Annotated in this window: 22 protein-coding genes; 14 read left to right on the top strand and 8 right to left on the bottom strand. The window is 51.3% G+C overall.

From position 1 onward, the window contains the following. Positions 1-17: 17 nt before the first annotated feature. Positions 18-662 carry a 2-polyprenyl-3-methyl-6-methoxy-1,4-benzoquinone monooxygenase gene (gene coq7, locus F463_RS0113535; protein ID WP_018987645.1) on the bottom strand — a complete coding sequence of 215 codons (645 nt, stop codon included), beginning with the start codon at positions 660-662 and terminating at the stop codon, positions 18-20. A gap of 69 nt (positions 663-731) precedes the next feature. Continuing rightward, the gene (locus F463_RS0113530; RefSeq protein ID WP_018987644.1) at positions 732-2159 is read right to left on the bottom strand and encodes a S41 family peptidase; all 1428 of its coding nucleotides are present in this window, start codon (positions 2157-2159) and stop codon (positions 732-734) included. 166 nt (positions 2160-2325) lie between these two features. Here F463_RS0113530 and F463_RS0113525 point away from each other — a divergent pair, with 166 nt between their 5' ends. Further along, the gene (locus F463_RS0113525) at positions 2326-2622 is read left to right on the top strand and encodes an Rdx family protein (protein ID WP_018987643.1); all 297 of its coding nucleotides are present in this window, start codon (positions 2326-2328) and stop codon (positions 2620-2622) included. A 15-nt stretch (positions 2623-2637) separates the two neighbouring features. Here F463_RS0113525 and F463_RS0113520 read toward each other — a convergent pair whose 3' ends face one another. Further along, positions 2638-3192: a C40 family peptidase gene (locus tag F463_RS0113520; RefSeq protein ID WP_026295606.1), complete on the bottom strand. Its 555-nt coding sequence runs from the start codon at positions 3190-3192 to the stop codon at positions 2638-2640. 183 nt (positions 3193-3375) lie between these two features. Here F463_RS0113520 and yoaA point away from each other — a divergent pair, with 183 nt between their 5' ends. Together yoaA and arfB are read left to right on the top strand one after the other, a co-directional pair. After that, positions 3376-5328: a DNA repair helicase YoaA gene (gene yoaA, locus F463_RS0113515; RefSeq protein ID WP_018987641.1), complete on the top strand. Its 1953-nt coding sequence runs from the start codon at positions 3376-3378 to the stop codon at positions 5326-5328. Continuing rightward, positions 5325-5726 carry an alternative ribosome rescue aminoacyl-tRNA hydrolase ArfB gene (gene arfB, locus F463_RS0113510; RefSeq protein ID WP_018987640.1) on the top strand — a complete coding sequence of 134 codons (402 nt, stop codon included), beginning with the start codon at positions 5325-5327 and terminating at the stop codon, positions 5724-5726. The genes yoaA and arfB overlap by 4 nt, the downstream gene beginning before the upstream one ends. A gap of 68 nt (positions 5727-5794) precedes the next feature. On the opposite strand, the gene argJ is transcribed toward arfB, so the two are convergent. Further along, positions 5795-7021: a bifunctional glutamate N-acetyltransferase/amino-acid acetyltransferase ArgJ gene (argJ, locus tag F463_RS0113505; protein ID WP_018987639.1), complete on the bottom strand. Its 1227-nt coding sequence runs from the start codon at positions 7019-7021 to the stop codon at positions 5795-5797. A 42-nt stretch (positions 7022-7063) separates the two neighbouring features. After that, a complete protein-coding gene (cysS, locus tag F463_RS0113500; protein ID WP_018987638.1) occupies positions 7064-8425 on the bottom strand; it encodes a cysteine--tRNA ligase in 1362 nt (453 codons plus the stop codon). A gap of 259 nt (positions 8426-8684) precedes the next feature. Here cysS and F463_RS0113495 point away from each other — a divergent pair, with 259 nt between their 5' ends. From F463_RS0113495 to F463_RS0113475, 5 genes are all read left to right on the top strand, one after another. After that, entirely contained in the window at positions 8685-9770 is a 1086-nt protein-coding gene (locus tag F463_RS0113495; protein WP_018987637.1) for a tetratricopeptide repeat protein, read from the top strand. An 87-nt stretch (positions 9771-9857) separates the two neighbouring features. Next, positions 9858-11105 (top strand): L,D-transpeptidase family protein, encoded by a 1248-nt coding sequence (locus F463_RS0113490; protein WP_018987636.1) that lies wholly within the window; start codon positions 9858-9860, stop codon positions 11103-11105. 32 nt (positions 11106-11137) lie between these two features. Continuing rightward, positions 11138-11674 carry a peptidylprolyl isomerase gene (locus F463_RS0113485; RefSeq protein WP_018987635.1) on the top strand — a complete coding sequence of 179 codons (537 nt, stop codon included), beginning with the start codon at positions 11138-11140 and terminating at the stop codon, positions 11672-11674. 32 nt (positions 11675-11706) lie between these two features. After that, entirely contained in the window at positions 11707-12201 is a 495-nt protein-coding gene (locus F463_RS0113480) for a peptidylprolyl isomerase (protein ID WP_018987634.1), read from the top strand. A 3-nt stretch (positions 12202-12204) separates the two neighbouring features. Then, the gene (locus F463_RS0113475; protein WP_018987633.1) at positions 12205-12948 is read left to right on the top strand and encodes a UDP-2,3-diacylglucosamine diphosphatase; all 744 of its coding nucleotides are present in this window, start codon (positions 12205-12207) and stop codon (positions 12946-12948) included. A gap of 157 nt (positions 12949-13105) precedes the next feature. Here F463_RS0113475 and nusB read toward each other — a convergent pair whose 3' ends face one another. From nusB to F463_RS0113460, 3 genes are read right to left on the bottom strand one after another with little or no spacing between them, the layout of a single operon-like run. Further along, positions 13106-13573 (bottom strand): transcription antitermination factor NusB, encoded by a 468-nt coding sequence (nusB, locus tag F463_RS0113470; RefSeq protein WP_018987632.1) that lies wholly within the window; start codon positions 13571-13573, stop codon positions 13106-13108. Then, on the bottom strand, positions 13570-14019 hold the full coding sequence (ribH, locus tag F463_RS0113465) for a 6,7-dimethyl-8-ribityllumazine synthase (protein ID WP_018987631.1): 450 nt from the start codon (positions 14017-14019) through the stop codon (positions 13570-13572). The genes nusB and ribH overlap by 4 nt, the downstream gene beginning before the upstream one ends. A 60-nt stretch (positions 14020-14079) precedes the next feature. After that, positions 14080-15738, bottom strand: coding sequence for an OFA family MFS transporter (locus F463_RS0113460; protein WP_483819023.1), 1659 nt, complete (start codon positions 15736-15738; stop codon positions 14080-14082). A 172-nt stretch (positions 15739-15910) separates the two neighbouring features. Between F463_RS0113460 and phoB the strand changes: the two genes are divergently transcribed. The 6 genes from phoB to lnt all read left to right on the top strand — a co-directional run bounded on the left by phoB (position 15911) and on the right by lnt (position 22135). Beyond that, entirely contained in the window at positions 15911-16615 is a 705-nt protein-coding gene (gene phoB / locus F463_RS0113455) for a phosphate regulon transcriptional regulator PhoB (RefSeq protein WP_018987628.1), read from the top strand. A 123-nt stretch (positions 16616-16738) separates the two neighbouring features. After that, positions 16739-18367, top strand: coding sequence for a hypothetical protein (locus F463_RS0113450; protein ID WP_026295603.1), 1629 nt, complete (start codon positions 16739-16741; stop codon positions 18365-18367). A gap of 45 nt (positions 18368-18412) precedes the next feature. Further along, entirely contained in the window at positions 18413-19402 is a 990-nt protein-coding gene (locus F463_RS0113445; RefSeq protein WP_018987626.1) for a glycosyltransferase family 2 protein, read from the top strand. Positions 19403-19410: 8 nt separating this feature from the next. Further along, a complete protein-coding gene (locus F463_RS0113440; RefSeq protein ID WP_026295601.1) occupies positions 19411-19785 on the top strand; it encodes a GtrA family protein in 375 nt (124 codons plus the stop codon). 8 nt (positions 19786-19793) lie between these two features. Beyond that, positions 19794-20645: a ChbG/HpnK family deacetylase gene (locus F463_RS0113435; RefSeq protein ID WP_018987624.1), complete on the top strand. Its 852-nt coding sequence runs from the start codon at positions 19794-19796 to the stop codon at positions 20643-20645. Then, positions 20642-22135: an apolipoprotein N-acyltransferase gene (gene lnt, locus F463_RS0113430; protein WP_018987623.1), complete on the top strand. Its 1494-nt coding sequence runs from the start codon at positions 20642-20644 to the stop codon at positions 22133-22135. Before F463_RS0113435 ends, lnt begins: the two co-directional genes overlap by 4 nt. The last annotated feature ends 772 nt before the right edge of the window (positions 22136-22907 follow it).

Genomic DNA, 22907 nt, shown 5'->3' with positions numbered 1-22907 from the left:
CTAGGTTACTACAAATCTTACAAGTGATAGGCAGTTCGTGTCATCACTTTTGATGCCAGTCGCATTGCCAGTTTTACCGGGGTCGGCAAAGCAGCACCACCGAGCCGTTCGGCCGTGTTGGCATGTTGTTCTTCGTCGGTTTTCATTTGGGCGACAATCGCGCGCGAGGCGTTGTCGGCCTGAGGGAGTTCTTGCAAATGGCTATTCAGGTGTGCCGAAACCTGGTGTTCAGTTTCTGCCAAAAAGCCCAGGTTCCATTTGTCGCCCAACAATCCGGCAGTGAGTCCTAAACCAAAACTGGCACCATACCAGAGAGGGTTCAGCAAGCTTTTACGCCCACCCAATTCGGTGATACGTTGCTCACACCAGGCGAGATGGTCAACCTCTTCGCGCGATGCCTGTTTCAACGCCTCGACATTGGCGGGGTCACGTGACACCAGTGCCTGGCCACTATACAAAGCCTGGGCACAGACTTCACCGACATGATTGATGCGCATGAGTGCTGCGGCATGCTTGCGTTCGCTATCAGACAACACACTTTCACCCGCTACCTCAGCAGCCGGGTAAGGGCGGCTGGCAACGGCGGGGCTAAATACAGTACGCAGCCCCATGTCCATCACGGCAATCGCCTTGTCTAATGTCAGTGGTGGTAAAGTCAGCATGTCGTGCTCCCTGTCCAAAACCTTGTTGGCAGCCTGTTTTCTGTGATCAGGCGGCCAATAAAGGGTTACTTACGGTTTAGCTGCGCTTACTTTAGCGGGTTCTGGTGCTTTCTGAACTGGCAAGCCTTTAAGTTGGTTCATTGCCTGTTGAAACTGGAAGTCATCCTTGCTTGCTGGCTCAATCGGGCCACGCGCTTCGGCATGTTTCTCTTCCTTGAGCTTCTCTGCGGCTGCGCGAGATTTTGCTTCGTCTAGCGCTTTGCTATCCACATTGCCTTTAGCATCGGTTGGATTGGACAAGTGTCGTTTCAAATCGGCTTCATGCAGGCTCAGGCTAGGATCAGAACCATCATCGACCGTAATGTCCGGAACAATGCCTTTGGCCTGGATTGAACGGCCATTAGGCGTAAAGTAACGGGCGGTGGTCAATTTGATCGCGCTGCCATTGTTCATTGGCAAAATCGTTTGCACGGACCCTTTACCAAAGCTCTGGATGCCCATGATGGTGGCACGTTTATGATCCTGCAACGCACCAGCTACAATTTCTGAGGCGGAAGCAGAGCCTGCATTGATCAGCACAACGATAGGAACGGATTTAAATTCTTCGGGCAAGTCTTTCAGATAATCTGATTTGCCACGACGGGCATAGTCCATCGGTGTTGCGTTCAAGCGCATTTTAGAATCCACAACACGACCTTCGGTATAAACCACCAGATCATCTTTAGGCAAAAAGGCCGCAGACACGCCTACCGCAGCATCCAGTAAACCGCCCGGGTTATTACGCAAATCCAGCACCAGGCCTTTCAGCGGCTTTTTGTTTTCGGCAGCCAGCGTTTTCAACGCTTTGGCCAGGTCTTCACCTGTACGCTCCTGAAACTGGGTGATGCGTACATAGCCATAATCCTGTTCAATCCATTTGTTTTTCACACTCTGTGCCTTGATGACAGCACGTGTCAGGGTGAAAGTCAGTGGCTTGTCTTCGCCTTTGCGCAAGACTGTCAGTGTGATTTTGGTATCAGGGGTGCCGCGCATGCGTTTGACAGCATCGTTCAGGGTCAGGCCTCGCACCTGGGTGTCGTCCAGTTTCATGATCAGGTCGCCTGATTTCAGGCCAGCCTTGTAAGCGGGGCTGTCTTCAATGGGGGTGACCACTTTCACCAGGCCATCTTCCATGGCCACTTCAATCCCTAGGCCACCAAATTCGCCTTGAGTGCCCGCTTGAAGTTCTTTGTAAGCATCGGCATCCATAAAGGTGGAATGCGGATCCAGGCCTTGCAACATGCCGGAAAGCGCTTCATTAATGAGTTTTTTGTCTTCTACTGGCTCTACATAGTCAGATTTTACTTTGGCGAACACTTCGGCAAAAACACGCAGCTCGTCAATAGGCAACTGAGAGACGGATGTCCGGTCTGCCCAGGCGGAAATATTGATACTCACCAGAATACCTACAAATACGCCTGCACCCAGCAAGCCGAACTTTTCTAATTTGGAACGCATACAATGCCTTGTGTGATCAATTAAGCGAAGAATATTACTGTATTAAGAGTCAAGTTGCATCAATGGATGTCAGCCTGTTTGTGGACAGAACGCTGTTAAGTTCATTTTCCGCTATTTCTATAAAATTGACTATACTTTCCACGCAAATAAATGTTTAGAGAGAAATATGCAAAAGCCTATCGTAGAAATTGAATTTTGTACACAGTGCCGTTGGTTGTTGCGGGCGGCCTGGCTGGCGCAAGAGCTACTGACGACATTTGATGGGGATTTAAAGTCAGTCAATCTGGTGCCCGGGACAGGTGGCATACTTGAAGTGCGCTGTGATGGTAAGGTGATTTTTTCGCGTAAAGAGGCTGGCCGGTTTCCTGAATCTAAAGAACTGAAGCAATTGATCCGCGACATGATAGACCCGGAGCGTTCACTGGGGCACAGTGACAGACCAGTTAAAGGTGCTGGGGAGTGATTGGGCAGGCTGCGTTTATTGTGACGCTTCCACTTCGAGGCGTTTGGCCCCGTTGTAGCGCGTTCTCCAGTAGCGTTCATCCATGCTCTCTATACGAACTTTCGCTCCTGCCCTGGGCGCGTGTATAAATTGGTTGTTGCCAACATAAATACCGACATGTGAAAAGGCTGATCTTAAAGTGTTAAAAAACACCAGGTCCCCAGGTTGCAGGTCTTCACGTTTGACGGCATCCCCCATTTCACTGATGGTGCGTGCTGATGGGGGTAGGGAAATTTGTGCTGCGTGCTTGAATACGTATTGGACAAACCCACTGCAGTCAAAACCGGTTTCGGGGCTGCGGCCACCATATTTGTAGTCTACGCCGGTCAGGCTCAGGGCGCTGATCATGATTTCTTCAACTTTTTCCGACCAGCTGCCAGAAATGGCGGACTGATTCTCCATCGCTTGATCTTGTGTGTAGCTGTAGGCGTTTTGCCAGCGCTTTTCATCGCCTGGCGCGGCGACGCTTTTGCATTGGCATAGCAGCATGCTGACCATTAATGCAGCCAGCCGCATAACTGATTTATTCATCGCAATCAAAGGCTTGGAGAACGGGGTTGAGGTTATAAACAGATTACTACGGGTTAAACCTTGCCATACTTTAATGGCATATGCAAGTATTCGGGGCTTTTTGCTACCATTGTGAGCAGCGTAGAACACGCTTGGTTGTTGAAAAAGCCTGCGATTTATGTGCGCTCGTGGGATAATTAAGGCATGTCTTTACAGCAGCAAGTCAGTTCCGCATTTTCAGAAAACGGGTGTTTGGCGCAAGCTATGCCTGCTTTTCGTAGCCGTCCACAGCAGCAGGAGATGGCGCAGGCAATCGCCGAAGCGATTGAACAGCAACAGCAACTGGTGGCTGAGGCTGGCACCGGTACGGGCAAAACCTATGCTTACCTGGTACCCGCGTTGTTGTCCGGCGGTAAGGTGATTATTTCAACGGGGACCAAAACGCTGCAAGACCAGCTCTATCAGCGCGACTTGCCCGCCGTGCGTGAGGCGCTCAAAGTGCCGGTCTCTGTCGCCATGCTGAAAGGTCGCGCCAATTATATCTGCCACTATCACTTGCAGCGCGCCAGCCAGGAGGGCCGTTTCCAGTCACGCGAGGATGCCCAATATATCCCGATTTTGCAAAGTTTTGCTGAAAACAGCCAAAGCGGTGACAAGGCTGAACTGGTAGAGGTGCCTGAGCAGGCGACTGTGTGGCAACAGGTGACTTCGACGCGCGATAACTGTGTCGGTCAGGACTGTCAGTATTATAAGCAGTGTTTTGTCATGGAGGCACGCAAGCAGGCCCTGGCGGCAGACGTGGTGGTGGTCAACCATCACCTGTTTTTTGCCGATGTCATGCTGCGTGACGAAGGCGTGGCTGAATTATTACCAAGCGCCAACACGGTGGTATTTGACGAGGCGCATCAATTACCTGAAGTGGCGGGGTTATTTTTTGGCGAGGATATCTCCACCTCGCAACTCATGGACCTTGCGCGCGATAGCCAGATGGCTTACCTGAGCCTGGCCAAGGACTGCGTCGCCCTCAGTGAGGCCGTGCCGCCGCTGGAGAAAGCCTGCCGTGATTTCAGGCTGGTATTTCAGTTTGAAGGCTCACGGATGCCGGCACAGAAAGCGCAAACACTTAAAAATTTTGATGAGACTTATCAGCGGATGCTGGAAACTCTGGCAACACTCACAGCCGTACTTGAAACTCAGGCGGGTCGAGACCCGCTGCTGGAAAAATGCTGGCAGCGCGGAGAAGGGTTGCTAGCCTTGCTGGAGGCGTGGTTGAAAGGCAATCACGCAAACCTGATACGTTGGGTAGAGGTGTTCAGTCAAAGTGTACAACTGCACGCGACGCCCCTCAGCGTGGCCGATGGTTTTGGTAAACAGCTCAATGCGCAACCGCGTGCCTGGATTTTTACCTCTGCCACGCTGGCCGTGAAAAGTGATTTCAGTCATTACCAGGAGCAGATGGGGTTGCTGGCCGCGCAGACCCGGCACTGGCAAAGCCCGTTTGACTATGGTCAGCAAGCTTTGCTGTATGTTCCGACCGGCATGCCAGAGCCCAATAGCAGCGCCTATGCTGCTGCCGTGGCTGCGGTGAGTCTGCCGGTATTGAAAGCCAGCCGTGGCCGCGCCTTTTTGCTATGTACCTCGCTCAAAGCCATGCGGGAGGTACATGCGCTACTCAAACAGGCTTTTGAAGAACAAGGTCTGCAATATCCCTTGCTGATGCAGGGGGAGAGCAACCGCACGGAATTGCTCGATCGTTTCCGGGCCCACGGAAACGCGGTGCTGGTCGGTTCGCAAAGCTTCTGGGAGGGCGTCGATGTGCGTGGTGAAGCGTTGTCATGCGTGATCATAGACAAGCTGCCGTTTGCGCCACCCGATGACCCGGTGCTGGCTGCGCGTATCGACAAAATGAATGCAGAAGGCAAAAATGCCTTTATGGAGTATCAGTTACCTTACGCAGTGATTACCCTCAAGCAGGGCGCCGGACGCCTGATCCGCGACGAACAGGATGTAGGCGTGCTCATGATTTGTGACCCGCGCCTGGTTGATAAACCCTATGGTCGTCGTATTTGGCAAAGCCTGCCACCCTTCAGGCGTACGCGCGTTCAGCAAGAAGTTGAGGATTTTTTTGCATTGATCAATGCTGGTGACCAGCCATGATGGAGATTCCCGCTCACGAGTATACGTTAAGTGCGATTCGTGCGCAGGGCGCGGGCGGGCAAAACGTCAACAAGGTTTCTTCGGCGATTCACCTGCGTTTTGACATCCATGCCTCAAGTCTCAGTGAAACTGTTAAAAGCAGGCTGCTGCATAGCAAGGATCAGCGGATTACGGCGGAAGGTGTGTTAGTGATCAAGGCGCAGCAATACCGGACGCAAGAAGCTAATAAACGGGATGCGATTGCACGCCTGCATGCGATTGTAGAGGCGGCGACACATGTGCAGCCCATCCGTTACGCCACCCGGCCAACCTTAGCGGCCAGGAAGCGGCGGGTGGCTGGCAAGATGCAGCGTAGCGTCCTTAAACGCGGTCGAGGCAGGGTTGTTGGCGAGGAGTGACAGGGAATCTTTATAGAATGTTATTCGCCTGCAAAACGAAAAAAGGTGCGACTTAAGCGCACCTTTGCCTACGATCTGTAATCCGCATTAATCTTCACATAATCGTAAGAAAAATCGCATGTCCAAACCGTCGCATTGGCACGACCACGGTTAAGCACCACGCGCACCAAAATATCGCTTTCCTTCATCACGGCAGCGCCTTGCTCTTCAACATAGCTCGCAGCACGACCACCCTTTTCAGCCACCAATACATCGCCTAAATAAAGCTGCATGGTGTTGACGTCGAGGTCTTCAATCCCTGCATAGCCAATGGCCGCTAGAATGCGGCCCAGGTTAGGATCTGAAGCAAAAAATGCGGTTTTAATCAGCGGTGAATGCGCGATGGCATAAGCCACTTTGCGGCATTCCTCTTCATCTTTGCCCGCTTCAACCTGTATGGTCATAAACTTGGTGGCGCCTTCACCATCACGCACAATGGCTTGTGCCAGTTCGATGGCGACGTCCGTGAGTGCATCACGCAAGGTGACAAAATCGGCACTCTGCTCATTGATTACCGCATTGCCAGCCTGGCCAGTCGCCATCAGGATCAGGCTGTCGTTGGTACTGGTGTCACCGTCCACGGTGATGCAGTTAAAGGATTTGTTTACGGCGTACTGGATGATGCTGTCGAGCGCCGTCTGGCTAATGGCTGCGTCGGTGGCAATATAACCCAGCATGGTCGCCATGTTGGGATGAATCATGCCTGAACCCTTGCTGATACCGGTAATGGTGACTGCTTGGCCATCAATCGTGAGCTGGCGCGAAGTGCCTTTGGCGACGATATCTGTCGTCATAATCGCTTCTGCCGCATTCAGCCAGTTGTCTTCCTGCAGATTGGCTGCTGCAGGGGCAATGCCAGCCAGCAACCTGTCCATGGGCAGCGTTTCCAGGATGACCCCAGTAGAGAACGGTAACACCTGCTCAGGGCTGATATTCAACGCTTGTGCCACACCGATGCAGCTGGCACGTGCGTCGTCCAGGCCTTGCTGGCCCGTACCGGCGTTGGCACAACCGGTATTCACCAGCAAGGCACGGATGCCTTTGTTGAGTTTTAAATGCTCTTTGCATACGGTGACGGGTGCGGCACAAAAGCGGTTCAGGGTGAACACGCCAGAGACGCTACTGCCTTCCGGCAACGTCATGACCAATACATCTTTACGGTTGGGTTTACGGATATGTGCCTGGGCAAAACCCAGTTGTACGCCTTTGACGGGCAGTAACGTTTCGGCAGCAGGGGCGGAGAGTTTAACGGGCATTGTGTTCCTTCAATGTTTCAAAAGAATAATGTGTTTATTCAATCAGGCGCGACGCCAGGTCGTCCCTTGCGGAGTATCTTCCAGAATAATGCCAGCTTCAGCCAGCTCCTTGCGGATGCGGTCTGCTTCGGCGTAGTTTTTGGCTGTTTTGGCCGCAATACGGGCATTGATCAGGCTTTCAATATCCAGATCGCTATTGCCGGTTTCACCTTGCATAAAGCTTTCCGGGTCGCGTTGCAACAAGCCGATGATTGCAGCCAATTGTTTCAGCAATGTGGCCGTGGCGGCAGATTTATCCTTGTTCAAGTCGTTGGCCAGTTCAAACAATACCGCAATGGCTTCTGGCGTGTTGAAGTCATCATCCATGGCTGCCTTGAATTTGGCTGCTTGTGGTAAACGCCAGTCAATTGTTTCATCTGCGATTTCTATGCCGCGTAATGCCGTGTACAAACGCGTTAATGAAGCCTTGGCATCATCCAAGTGCTTATCGGAATAATTGAGCGGGCTGCGATAATGCGCGCGCAAGATAAAGAAACGCACGACTTCTGGGTCATATTTTTCCAAGACTTCACGGATGGTGAAGAAGTTGCCCAGCGATTTGGACATTTTTTCATCGTCTACACGGATAAAACCGTTATGCATCCAGTAATTAGCCATGGTGCAGCCGTGGGTGGCTTCGGATTGAGCGATTTCGTTCTCGTGATGCGGGAACTGTAAGTCCTGACCGCCGCCGTGAATGTCAAAGTGCTGCCCCAGGTGCTCGGCACTCATGACAGAACATTCAATATGCCAGCCGGGGCGGCCATTGCCCCACGGCGACTCCCAATAAGGTTCGCCTGGTTTGGCGGATTTCCATAGTACAAAGTCCAGCGGGTCCTGTTTGTGACCGTCGACGTCGACGCGTTCACCTGCGCGCAAATCGTCCAGGCTTTTGCCTGAGAGTTTGCCGTAATCACTAAAGCTGCGCACTTTGTAAAACACGTCACCGTTATCTGCCTGGTAGGCGAAGCCCTTGGCAATCAGCTGGCTGATCATGTCCAGCATGCCCTGCACGTGTTCGGTGGCGCGTGGTTCAATGTCAGGTCGGATAATCCCCAATTTGGCCGAATCTTCATCCATGGCGGTAATGAAGCGCTGGGTGAGGCTTTGGATGCTTTCGTTATTTTCGTTGGCACGTTTGATGATTTTGTCGTCAATATCGGTGATATTGCGTACATAAGTCACTTCATAATCGCTGGCGCGGAACCAGCGCGCGACCATGTCAAAGACGACCATCACGCGTGCATGCCCTAAATGACAGAAGTCATATACCGTCATGCCGCAGACATACATACTGACCTTTTTGTCTGTGATGGGCTTGAAGTCTTGCTTGCTGCGGGAAAGGGTGTTGTATAGTTTTAACATGCTAACGAAATGTAGATGGATGAATGCGTGATAAAATTAGCGAAATAACTGCAGTGTTTAATTTATATTAAGATTGTGGGGCTTGTATTCACTGTCGGCGAGGGGTGCCACTGTCTGATAATTTGTTGTCAGGTAACCACGCAAGACGTAAATTTGATGCTGAATCATCGCGTAATAATCACCTAAACGCGCCCTGTCTCTTGTACAATTCAAGTATAACATACTGCTAAAAATCAACGATTGCTCAGGTAATAAACTCATGAATGCAACATTAAAAAAATATTTGCTGGTCTTGGGTGTCTTGTTAAGCCAGGCCACCTTCTCTCATTATGCGTTGGCGGGTCAGGTAAATGTCGAGCTGCGTGAAATTAACCAGCTTTCCGAACAGGGCAATCAGGCCGCAGCGCTGGAGCGCGTGAACGCATACCTGGCAGCCAACCCAAAAAATGCGGAAGCCATGTTTATGCGTGGCGTGATTCTGGTAGAGCTGGGTAAGCGTGATGACGCAATCAAATCATTTACAGAGCTGACTGAGAAATATCCCAATTTGCCGGAGCCATACAATAACCTGGCAGTGCTTTATGCCGACCAGGGTCAATACGACAAAGCCAGGAAGGCATTGGAATCAGCCATTAAAACGCACCCAAGTTATGCCACTGCGCACGAAAACCTGGGAGATATTTACGCACGCCTGGCTTCTGAGGCTTATGACAAAGCACTCAAGCTAGATACGTCTAACAGTCGTGCACAAAACAAGTTAGCCATGATCACTGACTTGTTTGGCGGAAAGCGTACGGCATCACGTACAACTGCCGTGGCGCCAACCCAAGGCGGTACTCCAGTGCCTGCAGCGCCAAGTGTCAATCCACAGGCCAATACCTCTCCGACTTCTCAACCGCCTGCGACAACAGCACCGGCGGTGACACCACCTCCAGTAGAGGCTAAAAAACCTGTCACGGTGGAACCCAAACCTGTGGAAGAGAAGCCGGTTGCTGCTCAGCAGGAGCGCGCAATACTCGATGCAGTGAATGCCTGGGCGGATGCCTGGTCTGCACAAAATGTGGATCGCTACCTGGACAGCTATGCCAGGGACTTTAAAACACCTGGTGGTGAGTCCCGCAAACAATGGGAATCAACCCGTCGCGATCGCGTGAGCCGCCCCAGCAAAATTTCAGTCAAGCTCAGTAATCTGGCAGTGAAAATAGAAAGTGATACGGCAGCCAAGGTCACTTTCCGCCAGGTTTATAAAGCGACTGGTCTGGACGCAAATTCGAACAAAACATTGAATATGGTGAAAGAAGGAAGTCGCTGGGTGATCCAGCAAGAACGCGTCGGGAAATTCTAGTCCTCAGCTAAGTGGGGTAAAGCTAGTTAAATCGCTATTTAAACAGGGATTTTGGCCGTTTAAGCGTGCAAGATTTGGTTTAAACAAATGTATAATATCGGTATGAGTAGTTTGAGAAAGTACTGTTATATTGCGTTTGTCAGTGCTGCGCTATTGCCTTGGAATGCAACCGCGGTTAACCATGAGGCGTTGACTGCGCGTTTGTTCATTCAGAACAAGAATACCAGCCCGGTTGAACGCATGTTGGTGCAAACTTTGCAGTCTATTAAAGAAGGCCGTTTGCAACAGGCCCTGGACTACGTCGACCAGTTACTGGCGATCTCTCCTAACTTTGCCCTTGCACACCTGATTCATGGTGATTTGCTCTCTGCCAAGGCCAGGATACTCAATAACTTTGGCGACGCCAATGTCGCCGATGTCAACCGTATCCAGGATTTCAAAGAAGAAGCCGAAATCCGCATCCGCAATTATTTTGATCGTAACCGGGGCTTGACTCAGCCCAATATGTTGGTTGAGCTGTCTGAGAAGCAAAGCCACGTGTTGTTTGTAGATACTGCCCGTTCGCGCCTTTATGTCTATGAAAAGGCTGAGGAGGATGTACTGAAGTATGTGGCCGATTACTACGTCACCATTGGTAAAAACGGTATCGGCAAAAAAGACCAGGGCGATAAACGCACACCAATAGGTGTCTATTTCGCCTCGCGCAAACTTAACCGCCCATTGCCGGATTTGTATGGCGATGCAGCATATCCGTTGAATTACCCCAATGAAATTGACAGCTACGAACGCAAGACTGGTTCAGGCATCTGGATACACGGAACGCCAAGAGATACCTATAGCCGTCCTCCCCGTGCCAGCGATGGCTGCGTTGTGCTTTCCAATCCGGATATGAGAGCTTTGCAGGATATCTTGCAGGCTGGCAATACCCCGGTAGTGATAGGCGACAATTTTCAATGGGTCAACCCGCAATCATTACGTCAGCAAGACCGTGCTAAAGCTGATTTGAGGGCTGCCATAGAGCATTGGCGTAAAGATTGGGTGTCGCAGAATACCGATGCTTATCTGTCTCACTACACCAGTGACTTCTTTTACTCAGGGGGCGACTTGTCCAAATGGGCCAGCTATAAGCGCCAGATTCAGGCGGCCAAACCCAAAGTCGCAGTCAATCTGTCTGAAGTCAGCATGTTCACTTATCCGAACTCAACGAGAAATATGGTGGTCGTAGATTTTGAGCAGGAGTTTTCAAGCGCAGCCTTACGTAATGTCATGAAAAAAAGGCAATACTGGGTGCAGGAAAACGGGCAATGGAAAATTTTGTATGAAGGATCAGCTTAATGCGCATGTTGTCTTGGATCGTAGGGTGTTGCATGTTAACCGCGGTAAGTATGGCTAATGCAGCGACACAAGTGTTGTTTGAAACCAATCAGGGTAATTTTACGGTGGAGGTGTATGCCGACAAGGCGCCTAAAACCGTAGAAAACTTTTTGCAGTATGTGAAAGATGGTTTTTACACCAATACGATTTTTCATCGTGTGATCGGCCGTTTCATGATCCAGGGCGGTGGCTTTGACCGCGAACTCAATGAAAAGCCAACCCGTGCGCCAGTGGTTAATGAGTCCAATAATGGCTTGTTGAATGCGACGGGAACGATTGCCATGGCAAGAACGCCAGATCCCAATTCAGCCACGGCGCAGTTTTTTGTCAATGTAGCGGACAACCAGTTCCTGGATTACACCAGCCCTGAGCCAGATCGAATTGGTTACTGCGTCTTTGGCAAGGTGATTTCTGGCATGGATGTCGTATTTAAAATCAGCAACCTGCCTACCGGCAACCAGCGCGGTTTTTCCGATGTGCCGATTCGCACGGTCGTGATTAAACGCTCCAGCATCATCAACGGAAAATAATTATTCCACCCCTCAATACAACGGAGAATATTTTGGTAAAACTGACTACCAATTTTGGCGATATTACGATTGAACTCAATGCAGAAAAGGCGCCTATTACGGTGGCCAATTTTTTGAGCTATGTTGAAAAAGGTTTTTATGATGGCGTGATTTTTCACCGCGTCATCAACGATTTCATGATTCAAGGTGGCGGTTTTGACACCAACATGAAACAAAAGGCCACCGATGCCACTATCAAGAATGAAGCCGATAACGGCCTGAGCAACGATAAGTACACCATTGCCATGGCGCGTACCATGGTGCCGGATTCTGCGTCGGCTCAATTCTTTATCAACGTTAAGGATAATGACTTCCTCAACTTCACTTCCCCGACTACCCAAGGCTGGGGTTATTGTGTGTTTGGTAAAGTGGTTGAAGGGATGGACGTGGTAGACAAAATCAAAGCCGTGCCCACCACCAGCCGTGCTGGTCACCAAGATGTGCCTGTCGAACCAGTGATCATCGAAAAAGCCGTTGTGCTTGCCTAAGGCATGACCACCTGGATCATTTCCGACCTGCACTTAAGTGCGCAAAGGCCTGCGGTAACGCAGGCTTTTTTGCATTGGTTGCAAACAACCGTTGCTCGCGCAGATGCGCTCTATATCCTGGGGGATTTTTTTGAGGTATGGGTAGGCGATGATGTCCTGGAGGACGTGCAACACGGGGCCGACTTCCTGCCAATTGTGCAGGCCTTGCGTGCGCTGTTTGAGCGAGGGGTGCACCTGTATTTCATGCATGGTAACCGTGATTTCTTGATCGGCGAGACTATCGCACAAACCTGTGGCTTGCAGTTACTCCATGATCCTACTTTGCTGGAGTATGCAGGCAAACGCATCCTCCTCAGTCATGGCGATGCCCTTTGTACTGACGATGTCGCTTATCAGCAATTCCGTGTACAAGTGCGTGATCTGCAATGGCAGAAGGCTTTTCTCGCGCAGCCACTGGCAGCCAGGTTAGCTTTTGCTGACCAGGCACGTAGCCAGAGTGCACAAAACAAAGCCATGCAAACACTTGAGATCATGGATGTGAACGTAGACGCAGTCGCCGATTTAATACGCAAGTATGATTATCCTGAGATTCTGTTGCATGGGCATACGCACAGGCCGGGGGTCCACCAATTGCAAGTCGATGGACATACGTGTGAGCGCATGGTGCTTGGCGACTGGCATGACCATGCGATTTGCGCACGTCTCGACCAGCAAGCGTTGCAACTGATCGACCTGCCACTCGCTTAATTGCTTGCAAACTGACGGCTTGTGCGGCTCACCGTCTGTGAGATTAAAGGGATACTGCCATGGTGACTGCTTTATTCCGCCTGGTATGCCTACACAATATGAATAGAAAGCCCTGCATGCAGGGCTTTCTATTTTCTTGCTACTTCTGGTTGGGCAATTAGCGTTGAAACTCTTGCGGCCTGACCTGGGCCGCAATTTTGTCCAGTACGCCATTGATATATTTGTGCCCATCGATGCCACCATAGGTCTTGGCTAATTCCACGCCTTCGTTAATGGCAACCCGGTAAGGAATGCTGACATCAAACATCAACTCGTAACCTGATATGCGTAAGATGGCATGCTCTATCGGACTTAGCTCATCCAGCTGGCGATCAATAAACTGACTGATCATGGCATCAATGTCCCCAGTATGGTCTAGTACTCCGGTCAGTAATTGCTTGAAGTAGGTTTCATCGGCCTTGAAGTAGTCGGGATCATCCAGGCTGTCGAGGCGCAGCTGTTTTACGTCGCCTGCATTCATGCGGTTTCGGTATAGCGCCTTCAGTGCCAGCTCACGGGATTTACGGCGGTTTTTGCTGCCTTTCCCCTTGGCTGATGAAGAACCAGATGCGTTGTCCTGACTCATAATGCGTTCACCAGATTCGCCATTTCAATGGCAACTTGTGCGGCCTCAGCCCCTTTGACCGCGACACGTGCCTCAGCCTGTTCGTCATTCTCTGTCGTCAGGATGGCGTTGGCAACGGGCACGCCGGTATCACGCTGAACTTCAGAAATCCCTCGTGCAGACTCATTGGAAACGACTTCGAAATGGTAGGTTTCACCACGAATGATGGCACCTAATGCAATCAGCGCATCAAATTCTTCTGATAAGGCCATGTGTTGCAGGATCAGTGGTGATTCCAGCGCGCCAGGGACGGTCGCCAGGGTAATGTCATCAGCACTGACACCTAATTTGAGCAACTCTTGCTCGCAAGCTTGCAATAAGCCGGCACCGATGTTGTCGTTAAAACGGGAAAGAACGATACCGATTTTTTTACCGGTACCGTCCAGGTTTTGGGCTATTTTTTTCACTTGTCATTCCGAGGGTTAAAACATAAGTCGCTATTTTAACCCAAACGGCAAGCTTGCGGATTATGCAAACAAGGACCAGGCCTTCTGAACTGTCATCCAGATGCCGTAAGTGATGGGAATCAGCACTGCCAGCCAGGCCAGCTTGACCACGATGGCGGGTGTTTGAGGATAATTTTGGCTGCTGATGGTCGCTGCCGTACCTGCTGGCTTGCCACTGTTTTGTTCTGCAGCCAGCTCGCTATCCGTCATAAAGTATTTGTCTGCCACAGGTTTGACCAGCAAGTTAGCAACAAAGCCGATTGCAAGCAGACCGGCTAACGTCATAAAGATAGGTGCATAAATATCTGCATATGGCACCTTCGCTTCCAGTCTGACATCATGCAGGTAATTCACAATGACCGGGCCAAGAATGCCTGCGGTGGACCAGGCCGTCAGCAGGCGGCCGTGGATGGCTCCGACAAACTGTGTACCGAAGAGGTCGGCCAGGTATGCCGGGATGGTGGCAAAGCCGCCACCATACATAGAAGCGATGACGCAAAATACCAGCAGGAACAGGGCCAGCTGATGATGGTTTGCAGCATACGTGCCGCACACATACATCATGATCCCTAGCACAAAAAAGATGAAGTAAGTGGTTCTGCGGCCCAGTTTGTCAGATGAAGTGGCCCAGCCGATACGGCCAAAAATATTAAACAGGGAAATCAGGCCGACAAAGCCGGCACCGACTGCCGCCGCAGCCGCTGTGAGAGCCTCGTCAGTCTTGATTTCGGCAAAGCCCAGTTGTGGCTGACCAATCAATACCCCGCCAAAAGTCTCTTGCAACATGGGGGCAGCCGCGCCGATGATGCCGATGGCAGCGGACACATTCATGCACAAGATCAGCCACAATAACCAGAATTGCGGTGTCTTGTGTGCATTTTTCAAATGTACATGCCGCGTTGCTACCAAGCGGTTGTGTTGTACATCAGGCGGTGTCCAGCCTGCTGGCTTCCAGTTGGCGGCAGGTACGCGGTAACCCAGCGAGCCCAATGTCATGAACGCAGCATAAATCAGGGCGAGGGCAACAAAGGTTTGCCAAACGCCTGGTTCGGACGGTGTGGCAAAGATGCTCATCAATTTGGTTGCAAGTGGCGAGCCTATCATGGCACCGCCGCCAAAGCCCATAATCGCCAAGCCAGTCGCCATGCCGCGACGGTCTGGGAACCACTTGATCAGTGTTGAGACGGGCGAAATATAGCCTAGTCCGAGGCCTATGCCACCGATGACACCACTACCCAGCCACATCATCCATAGCTGGTGTTGATGGACGCCCAGCGCTGAAAGTAACAGACCCCCACACCAACAAAGCATGGCGACCAAACCGGCTTTGCGTGGGCCTGCACGCTCCAGCCAGCCACCCCAGAGGGCAGCCGAGCAACCCAGCAGGACAAAGAACAGCGTATACATCCAGCCCAGGTCAAACTGTGTCCAGTTACAGTCGGTGGCAAACAGGGCTTTTGCCGTGCCTGCCAGTTTGTCACCGAAAGTGGTTGCGCCTGCAGCACATGCGGCGACAGGCTTGCCATCCGGCCCAGTGAGTGCATTGCCCAATGGCTTCCAGAATACGCTGAATCCATAGGCCATGCCGATGGAGAGATGGACGGCCAGCGCAGCCGGTGGCACCAGCCAGCGATTGAAATGATTGCCAGCCGTGATGTGTTCTTTGGAAAGATTAATCAAGATCAAAACCCTTTTATTTTTTGCCGTAACATCTTGTTACAAATTGCTTCAAAAGGCAATAAAAGCAAATTTAAAATTATGTGAGTTTGTCATTAAACTGTCATAATTCATTCATAAACTGGCGAGCATTAAATCAATACTTTGATCTCAATGATTGCTTGAAGGGAGTGTCATGGCTGCAGCGAATATTTTGGTGGTAGAAGACGAACCGGCGATCCAGGAATTGCTGGCGTTGAATATCAAACAAGCGGGGCATCATGCCATCCGCGCCACCAGCGTTGAACATGCACAAATGCTGTTGCGTGAAACTATGCCAGACCTGATTTTGCTCGACTGGATGTTGCCTGGCATGAGCGGGATCGAATTTGCCCGCCGCCTTAAGTCTGACAGCCTGACCAAAGAAGTGCCGATTATCATGCTGACCGCCCGTGGTGATGAGTTTGACAAGGTGCGTGGCCTGGAAGTGGGCGCCGATGATTATGTGACCAAGCCATTCAGCCCGCGTGAACTCAATGCCCGTATCAAGGCAGTATTGCGCAGACGGGCGCCGCAAATGACCGATGATCCGATTGAAATCGCCGGTTTGCACCTGGATCCGACCACACACCGCGTGACGGGCCACAATGTGCATATTCCACTGGGCCCCACCGAGTTTAAGTTGCTGCATTTCTTCATGACCAACCCTGAGCGTGTGCACAGCCGTACGCAACTCCTGGATAAAGTGTGGGGTGACCGCGTGTTTGTGGAAGACCGTACCGTGGATGTGCATATCCGTCGCTTGCGTAACGCCTTGGTTGCCTCTAATCACCAGGAGATGATTCAAACTGTACGTGGCTCGGGCTATCGTTTTTCCGTACATACCGATCCCGGTAATTAATCTTTAGATATTGCCCAATATCGATTAGGGATTTTATTTGAGCGTGACAGGGTTCACGCTCTATCTTCGGCCAGGGTGTCGTGATACGCTTGCGCGTGTTGATTCTTCACGATTTAATAGCCCATGAAACTCACTTCTACTCCATGCTGTTCGGCTGACATGTATCGCTGGTTGATACGGTTTTTCTGGCTGGGCCTGTTTATCTGGGTAGGTCTCACTTTCCGTCAGCATGGCATCAGTAATGACGAGTATGTGCAGCATACTTATGGCCAGATGCTGCTCGACTGGTACCAGTCCGGGTTCAAGGACCAGGATGCTTTTCACTACCGTAATCTTTATTTGTACGGTGGCTTGTTTGACATTATCGCGGCGGCAATAGACCCTTATATTCCCATCATGATCTGGGATATCCGGCACTTACTTTCTGCCCTGTTTGGTCTACTGGGATTTTACGGCGTATCAAGGTTTGCAGGCTTGCTTGGCGGTTCGCGCCTGTCATTGCTGGCGATGATCATGTTGTTCCTCACCGTCTCCTGGTCGGGCACCATGTTTACCCATACCAAAGATGTGCCCTTCGCGACTTGCATGCTGTGGGCACTGTATGCCATGGCGCTGGTGGTGCGCGATATGGAGAATGTCAGTGGCAAGGCGATTGTATTGCTAGGCATCGCCATCGGTGGCGCATTAGGATTGCGAGTAGGCGGCGCATTTGCTGTTATCTATCTTATTTTGCTAGTGATAGGGCGCGTCTTGCTTGACCACAGGTTTGAGCGTACACCTGTCTTCTCACGTTTGCTGCGCATGACGGTGGTTTTGTTACCCGCTGCAGTGTTGGCATTTGTGTTTATGGCCATGTGCTGGCCATGGAGTGTGATTGAGGCGGACAATTTACTCGAAGCTGCCAAATCTTTCTCACACTTTGATTTTAATATGCAGACCATTGCCAACGGTGTGGTCTATAACATTAGCGAAGTGCCGCGCAGTTACCTGTTTCAGTACCTGGCGGTCAAATTGCCCGAAGCTGCTTTGCTTGGGTTATTGGGGCTGCCGTTATTGTGGCTGTTTTGCCGTGATGCATTGTGTTTCGCTGAACGGTCCGCACGCATGGTCATGGCAACTTTGTTAGTTGGTATCCTGTTCCCGCTAGTCTTCGTGATGGATGACAGGCCTGCGCTGTATAACGGTGTTCGCCACTTCACCTTTTTGCTGCCGTTACTGGCCATTATTTCTGCCTGGACGATTGTGGCGGTCTGGCGCGCGTTAGCCAGCAGCCATGTAGCTGGGCGAGCCATTTACCAAGCCATCTGGGCTGGCGTCATGACAGGCCTGATGTTAGTCAACTTGCTGGATATCGTCCAACTCCATCCTTACCAGTACGTCAGGCTAAACCGCCTTGCTGGCGATCAGGTGCAGGCCCAGTTCAAATGGGAAGGCGATTACTGGTCAAGTGCTTTACGTGCCGCGGCAGATCAACTCACTGAAATGAAACTGCCAGAGCGTCAGCAGCCTTACTGGGTCGCTGCCTGTGTCGATACCCCACAAATCGAACCCTATCTCGATGGGCGTTTCAGTGTGACCCGCCGCTGGGAAGAAGCTGATTTCTTCCTGTCTACGACGAATATGCATTGTCATGAAGTCATGAAAGGCAAACTGGTGGGTGGCGTGCAGCGTCAAGGCATGTGGCTGGCGGTGGTCAAGGACCGCCGCGCATTACAAGGTGCTGATCGCCAGGCAACACCCGCCAAAAACTAATAGCAATCCGCTACAATAACCGCAGTGAACCTTCTACGTGACGCCATGACGAGTACAGAGATCGAAGCCCATCGCCAAACTGCCCAGCCGCACATCACGGTCATGGTGCCTGCCTATAATGAAGAAAAAAATATTGCTCGCACCTTGCAAAATATCCGTGGCGTTTTGCGGCAGATGTCTCCCTACTGGGATATTGTGGTGGTTGATGATGGCAGCCGTGACCAGACCTCACAAGTCGTGCAATCACTGATTGAGACTTGTCAGGTGACTCTGGTTAGGTTTTCACGTAACTTCGGCAAGGAAAACGCCATCAGTGCCGGCCTGAGTTACGCCAAGGGAGACCTGGTAATATGTATGGATGCCGACGGTCAACATGCCTCTGAACTCATGCTGACCATGCTGGAAAAGTGGCGCGAGGGCTATGATATGGTCTATGCCGTGCGTCAGGATCGTGAGCAGGAGTCTTCTTTCAAATTGTGGGGCTCACGTCTGTTTTACCGCATGATGAGCACCAGCAATCATATTGAAATTCCGCGTGATGCCGGTGATTTTCGCCTCATGAACCGCAAAGTGGTGGATGCCCTGTGTGCCTTGCCAGAGCGCAATCGTTTCATGAAAGGGATATATGCCTGGGTAGGCTATAAATCGATTGGCATTCCCTATACGCCTTTGCCGCGCCTGCACGGTGAAAGTGCCTATTCGAAACTCAAATTGATTGGCTTGGCATGGACTGGCATTACCGGATTTTCGGTTTTACCCTTGCGACTGGCCAGTTTAACAGGCGCCATCCTGGCGTTGATTGCGTTTGCTTATGGCGCAGTGGTGATTATTGACACTTTGTTCTTTCATGAGTCCATTCCAGGCTGGCCCACAGTGGTAGCCAGCATGATGTTCTTTGCCGGCGTGCAGTTATTGTTTATTGGCATCCTGGGCGAATACCTGGCTCGTGTCTATGACGAAGTCAAGGGACGCCCACCCTATATCGTTGCAGAAGTGGTTCAGCCAGCGACAAGCTCTTCAACTGATCATCCCTGATGAATGACATGCGTGCTTCTGTATTAGGATTTGTGAGTGTAGGCGCCCTGGCTGCCGCTGTACATTATGTGGTGGCATTGCTTGCGCACGCGGGTGACTGGCAGCCAGCAGATGCAAACTGGATAGGGTTTTTATGTGCTTTCCCAGTCAGTTATATCGGTCACCGCCGTTGGTCATTTCGCGGCACACAAGCCAGCCACATGACAGCTTTTTTCAAGTTCCTGGCGGTCGCATTGCTCGGTTTTCTCGGCAATCAGGGTTTACTATGGCTGGCACTGACTTATACTCCGTTACCATTCTGGTTCGTGTTAGGCATGGTGATGGTCATCATTGCAGTCAGTACCTGGCTACTTAGCCGTTTCTGGGCTTTTCAATATTCGTGAAGGATGGCATGGCTAAGTTGATTATCTGTGCCGATGACTACGCACAGTCGCCTGCGATTGATGCCGCGATTCTGGCACTCATAGAACGGGGTGTAGTGACTGCCGCCTCCTGCATGACCTTAAGCCCCGATTGGTCTGGTAGTGCAAGAGCCTTAACGCCCGCCATCCGAGAACATGCTGATATTGGAGTGCATCTGGATTTCACGCAGTTTTCGCACACCATCCGGTATCCACATTCTCTACTCGTCTTGCGCAGCCTGTCTGGCGTACTAAACAGGCAAGCCGTTGTCGACAATATTCAGCAGCAATTAGACGCGTTTGAACTGGCGATGCAGACGCCTCCTGATTATGTAGATGGCCATTTACATGTACATCAGTTACCCGTCATTCGCGAAGCGCTGGTCAATATATTGCAAGAGCGCTACGGGCATTTACCATTCGCAGAGCGACCATGGCTGCGTATTTCCAGTCCGCCCCCCGGCAGTGGCCTTAAAGCCCGCATCATTCATTGGCTGGGCGCAGAAAAGTTGAAACGATTGGCCAATGCCGCTGGATTTCGTTTTTCACCATTATTGCTCGGTGTATACGATTTTGAAGGGGATGCCGCCGCTTACCAGGCGCACTGGATGAGCTGGGTAAAACAACTCAAGCAACTGTCATATGCCCCGGGACCTGAAGCAGGTTTGCCCCCGGTACTTATGTGCCATCCAGCGCGACCCACCCAAAAAATTGATTCCGATGACCCGATTGCTATCGCCAGGATGGTGGAGTGGCAAGTCATGCAATCGGCAGATTTCTCTGCCTGGTTAGGGATTGCCGATATTCAGCCTGTCAAAGGCTCTGTGAAAGGTGACACTTGAGTTTTGATTGGTTGAATCAGGCGACTGTGTGGCAGCGGGCGATACTGGCCGCATTGTTAGGCGTACTCACCGTGTTTGGCTTTGCACCCTTTGGCTTATTCTGGTTGCCATGGCTGACCATGGCTGGCCAGCTCTGGTTATGGCATCAGGCAAAAACGCCCGCACAAGTGTTCAAGCTGGGGCTTGCGTTTGGCCTGGGGTTTTATATATTTGGTATCTACTGGATTTATATCAGCCTGCATACGTTTGGCGGCATGCCATGGTGGTTTGCTGGCTTCTCGACTTTTTGCCTGTGTGCTTTTATGGCGTTGTTCCCGGCAGTGGCGGGTTACCTGGCAAAAAGAATAGGACATTTGCTGTGGGCGGCTCCCATTTTGTGGGCCTTGTCCGACTGGGTGCGCAGCTGGATTTTTACCGGATTCCCCTGGCTGACGCTCGGCTACAGCCAGGCACCAGATAGTCCGCTGACGGGTTTTCTACCCGTTGTTGGCGTCTACGGCGTCTCGGCTTTAGTTGTTTTGTTTGCAGCCTGCCTGGTCATGATTGCTAGCACTATCCAGCGCACGCGGGCAGTGGTGATCATGATAATTCTGCTGGTCGCAGGCAGTGCACTGACTGTTGTGCCCTGGACAAACCCTGTCGGCCAGCCCTTTAGTGTCGCCTTATTACAAGGGAATATCAGCCAGAGCATGAAATGGTCCCCTGAGCATGCCGAACAGACCTTAAAACAATATCTGGAAATGGTGCGTCAAGCGCAGGCGCAATTGATTGTGCTGCCGGAAACGGCTTTGCCAGTCTTAGTCGAGCAGCTGGATCCGTCTTACCTGAATGCCTTGAAGCAGCATGCCCAGAATCAGCGAGGTGATCTGCTGGTGGGGGTGGTCGAATCAAAGCAGGGCGAATATTTTAATAGTGCGATCAGTTTGGGCACGGTAGAGACACAGTCCTATTCTAAAAGTCACCTGGTCCCGTTTGGGGAATATATTCCGCTTAAAAGCGTCTTCGGTTGGATTTACCGCGATTGGCTGCATATGCCGCTAAGCGACTTGTCACGCGGAACCTCCAAACAACCACTGCTGATCGCCGGACAAAAAGTGGGCGTGAATATTTGCTATGAAGATGTATTTGGCGAAGAGATTGCCCAGCAACTTCCTCAGGCAGAGTTGCTGGTGAATATTAGTAACGATGCTTGGTACGGGCAATCATTTGCGGCCGACCAGCATATGCAATTCAGTCAGGTACGTGCGGTTGAAACAGGGCGCATGGTGTTACGTAGCACCAATACGGGAGCCACTGCCATCATCGATAAAAATGGCCAGGTGCTCCAGCATGCACCGCATGATGAGGCTGTGATTTTGACCGGGCAGGCGCAGAGTTACCAAGGGACAACGCCTTATGTTTGGTGGGGGAACTGGGCATTTTTGCTGTTGAGTGTCGTCGGCTTGATCTGGCTTTGGAGCAGAAGGTCATTGTATGCGGTTAATCATTAGTTATCCTTTGAGGTGTTTTTATCCCCTGTGAGCACGTTACTTACTGGCGCTTGCTCCCTGGAAACTAACCACAACTAACGAAGAGTTGCGGTATAGGCTAGTCGTCAGGTTAAGCTAAGTCGAATTGGTAGGGTGGGCATGTATGCTCGCGCGTAGTTGTTTGTCAGTTTGCTTTTCGCTTTCTCAGCGAGTTACTTTTCTTTGCTTGCACAAAGATAAAGTAACCAAAAGAAATGCACCCTAGCTTCCGCTTTTATCCTGCGTTGCTCATCCTAGGACTTTCGTCCGTTGCCGGACTTGATGTGAGCGTCCAGCGAAACTCGCCCTAGCGGCTTGCACACTGCGCAAGCCACCGCGGAACTCGGACAACCGCTGGCCGAAAACCCTCACGCTGCCTGCGCTACTCGGCGCGGCAGATGGGGGCCCGAAAACCCATGAGCGCCACCGTTTGTAGATTAAAAAAAGAGTTTGAGTTTTTTCAACGCCCAAATTCCTACTGCGCTAGTTTGGCGAGATAAATCCCATTCATCACGCTGAGTAGCGCAGACAAAGTTAAGAAACAAGGGAGCGATTGTTTGAGCTCCGCAACAAGTCACGAATTGTGTGGCTTGTCAGGGCGAGTTTCGTGACCGCTTACTTTGCTGACAACTAAGACTGCGAAGCAGTCTGTTACGGCGTAGGCTAATTCGCGTAGCGATGTTAAGCGCAGCGGCCGTAGCCAACAACGCAAGGGAGCCGCAAGGTCGTGATGGCTGGGTGTCGTCCTCTTTGG

Source organism: Methylophilus methylotrophus DSM 46235 = ATCC 53528 (genome assembly GCF_000378225.1).
Lineage (GTDB): Bacteria > Pseudomonadota > Gammaproteobacteria > Burkholderiales > Methylophilaceae > Methylophilus > Methylophilus methylotrophus.
This window is presented reverse-complemented; position numbering and strand designations above follow the sequence as displayed.